The organism is Alicyclobacillus contaminans DSM 17975 (assembly GCF_000429525.1).
Lineage (GTDB): Bacteria > Bacillota > Bacilli > Alicyclobacillales > Alicyclobacillaceae > Alicyclobacillus_A > Alicyclobacillus_A contaminans.
Genome location: NZ_AUCA01000089.1, coordinates 1 through 3185, shown reverse-complemented (window position 1 = coordinate 3185; position 3185 = coordinate 1). Strand labels below are relative to the sequence as shown.

The window sequence follows — 3185 nt, the reverse complement described above, 5'->3', positions numbered from 1 at the left end:
TCGTCCACTGTCCACTTACGTCCCGGCATCATAAACACCTCTACTTCATCTTAACCCATCCCTTCTGTCTGGGTTGACTCTGGGGCCAGTATACCCGCCATCACGTTGGGACCTTTGACGAATAACTCGCCATCTTCCGCCAGTCGCACCGTGACACCGCTGACAGGACGGCCGACGGTGCCCGGGCGAATGGCATGGGGCGGACTCACGCAGATGACTGGAGCCGTCTCGGTCATCCCGTATCCTTCAATCACGGTCACACCCGCCTGAAGCAGAAACCGGGCCACGTCTGCGGACAGGGCCGCGCCACCGGAAACGATCAGACGCATCCGCCCGCCAAGTCCGCCGCGGATCTTTCGATACACGAGTCGGTCGACCAGTCGGTAGGTCACACCTGCAGTGGCCCCGCTGCGAATGCCGCGCTGCAGGGGCGAACGGAGCAGGCCGGGCAACTGCTCCAGGGTGTCCATCACTTTGCCGTAGATCTTCTACAACAACCGCGGCACAGTGACGAGAATGGTGGGGCGGACCTCCCGCAGATTGGTGGGGATGGCATCCATGCTTTCCGCGTAGGCGATGCAGGCACCCACTGTCAGTGCGGCGTACTGGCCGACCGTGCGCTCGAAGATGTGGGATAGGGGCAGATAGGACAGGCCGATATCGTCCGGGTACACGGGGGCCACCGACAAGCAGGCGTGCACGTTGGTCACAATGTTGCGATGAGTCAGCATGACGCCCTTCGGCTTCCCCGAGGTCCCCGATGTGTGCACGATGGTTGCCAGATCATCGGGATGGATGTCCACCGGCTGTTTGGCCTCGGGCGGCGCGCTGTTCCCAGGTTGAGCAGGTCGTTGAACGCATGCCACGGCAACCCGGTCGCGGCGGGGGACGGGGCATTGGTGGGATGAATCAGGATGGCCGCTTCCAACAGCGGCGGAATGGCTGCACGTAACTTTTCGTACTGTTGGACGTTTTCCGCAATGCACAAGCGGACATCGGCATTGCGCACAATGAACGCGACCTGATCCGCGGGAAGTGTGGGATAGATGGGCACCACCACGGCGCCCACCGACAGAATGGCAAAATCGGAAATAGCCCACTGCGGACAGTTGTTGGCGAGAATCGCCACTTTATCGCCCTTGCGAATCCCGAGCCGCCGAAGTCCTGCGCTGCACGCGAGCACGGTTTGCCAGAACTGGCCGTAGGTGATGGGGACGTAAGCGCCCCCTCGTTTGTAGCGGAGGCAGTCCTTGTCGCCGTGTGCACGAACACTCTGCTGCAAGAGTGAGACGAGGTTCACACGCATACCCCCTTGCAAATGAAAGCGATTACCATAATGTTCGTATGGATATTCTGTTTTGTGTCACACATCCGCGTGAGTTTTTTTGTTGTTGGGGAATTCGGAATGCTTTCGTGGTACATCGCCTATCGTCGAGGATCGAGTTCGAATCAATCCGAGTTAAACAGCCCGCGCAGGACAAATCGATGCAGCACGAATTCAATGGGGGCAATGCACAGGGCCATGCCGATGGCGCGCAGCAGCGTCACGTCGCTGGCTGGCCACATCAGGGGAACCACATAGATCAGGAAGACCATGCCTTCTGCGCCAATCAACAGAGAGACGACGTTTCCCAGCAGTGGCAACACGGTCAGGTCTGCAACGGCACCGACGGCGGTCAGCACCAGGACGGTGGCGAACAGGGGAATGAGCGACGCGTAGAGCCCGGACAGCCACGTGTCCCAGAGCAGCAGCACCGCGCTGTACCCGGTGAGCTTGGTCAACACATTGGCGACAATCACGCGCGTCATGGGAGCCGCTTGGTACGGGGTCATGCACTCATCTCCTGTGTTTCGCCGGGATTGGGCGTCGCGGTGGACTTCGCAGAGATACGCTCAGTGTGTGCAAAACCGGGGAAAAACATCCTGCATGCGACACATGCAATTGGGTCAACCTTGTGGATGGTCCCACCACAATCCACCTTTGCGGGAGGCGGTGTGCAATGTCGTTGATGACGCATGAGGCGTGTGAACTGAGTGAACTGCTGATGAGTTGTGTGAACAGCATCAATTCGATGGGGCTTTTCCTCAACCAGGCCAAAGATCCCACGCTGAAAGGGATTGTTCAGAAGCACATGGCCGCTCACATCCAGGATTACAACATGAAAGTGGAGTGGGTGACCAAAAGCTCTAGCACGCAGCAGTTGCAGGTCCCCTCCATGCCGTCTGCCACCAACGGTGGGACGAACAAGCTGCCGCAGGCCGTCATGCCGAATCCGAATCTCACCGCACCGGATGATCGGGCCATCGCGACGTCCTACTTGCTGACGTTGAAGCGTGCCGGCAGGGAATACGCGTGGGCGGCCTTCGAGACTTCCAATCCACAGCTGCGGAAGTTCCTTGAGGACGCGTTCACCATGTGTTCCCGCCATGCGTTCGAGGTCGGCGAGTACATGATGAAGCAGGGTTGGTATCCAGCCGCACCGGCACAGGCGCCACTGTTGCAAGAAATTCAACAGACATTCCAGCCGGTTCGCGAAATGGCCGCCGTTCACTGAGGTCAATCGGCAGACGTCCTCTGCAGAGACAGGCTGTCCTCACAGCGTCTTGGCGCTGTGGATGGGCAGCCTGTTTTTTGAACGACGATTGCCGCGATACTTTGGGCGCTGGGTGACGCTTCGCTTTAGGCTGTGGCCTGTTTATTCAAGGAATTTTGCTTACTTGTTTAGGTTGATATGGTTGAAGGCATCATCTTTTGGATCGACAAAAGCCCCTGCAGAACCATCGGCGAGCACAATCATGGCCAATTGCGTCGCGTGGTGCGTACCGTAGGTGAAGTTTCCAGTGATGTCGATGCGATACATCGGTTTCTGGGTAACATCATAATCAGTTGTAACAGAGACAACCTTGGGGTGGGAATCACCAACAGCGGAGCCTGCTTTGTCGACAAACTGAACAACGGAATTTGGCAAGGCAGACGGTTGAACAGTTTGGTTTGTCACCCAATGAGTTTTTGCATGGGTGGAACACCCAGATAAAGAGAGAACACACATACCGGCCCACATTCCGAGTGCCAACACTTTGTTCATCTTCGGCGTATTGAACCCCACATTGTCAAGACAGATGGGATGGCTTTTAAGAAAGAGATGATAGATTTACAATTCAGATAAAAACCGTCTCACGCTGCG

General features: G+C 57.1%; 4 protein-coding genes and 1 pseudogene. 1 reads left to right on the top strand and 4 read right to left on the bottom strand.

Features of this window, described 5'->3' with window-relative positions; genetic code table 11:
• Positions 1-50: 50 nt before the first annotated feature.
• The 3 genes and pseudogenes from G463_RS23885 to G463_RS0117120 form a co-directional block, all read right to left on the bottom strand.
• Positions 51-803 (bottom strand): annotated as a pseudogene (locus G463_RS23885) (AMP-binding protein).
• The gene (locus tag G463_RS23880) at positions 725-1300 is read right to left on the bottom strand and encodes an AMP-binding protein (protein WP_026976101.1); all 576 of its coding nucleotides are present in this window, start codon (positions 1298-1300) and stop codon (positions 725-727) included. The pseudogene G463_RS23885 and the gene G463_RS23880 overlap by 79 nt, the downstream one beginning before the upstream one ends.
• Positions 1301-1449: 149 nt before the next feature.
• On the bottom strand, positions 1450-1833 hold the full coding sequence (locus G463_RS0117120; protein WP_026976100.1) for a DUF2512 family protein: 384 nt from the start codon (positions 1831-1833) through the stop codon (positions 1450-1452).
• A 167-nt stretch (positions 1834-2000) separates the two neighbouring features.
• Here G463_RS0117120 and G463_RS21240 point away from each other — a divergent pair, with 167 nt between their 5' ends.
• Positions 2001-2555, top strand: a complete 555-nt coding sequence (locus G463_RS21240) for a spore coat protein (RefSeq protein WP_035488003.1) — start codon at positions 2001-2003, stop codon at positions 2553-2555.
• Positions 2556-2714: 159 nt separating this feature from the next.
• Here G463_RS21240 and G463_RS21235 read toward each other — a convergent pair whose 3' ends face one another.
• A complete protein-coding gene (locus G463_RS21235; RefSeq protein WP_035488000.1) occupies positions 2715-3086 on the bottom strand; it encodes a hypothetical protein in 372 nt (123 codons plus the stop codon).
• Positions 3087-3185 lie beyond the last annotated feature (99 nt).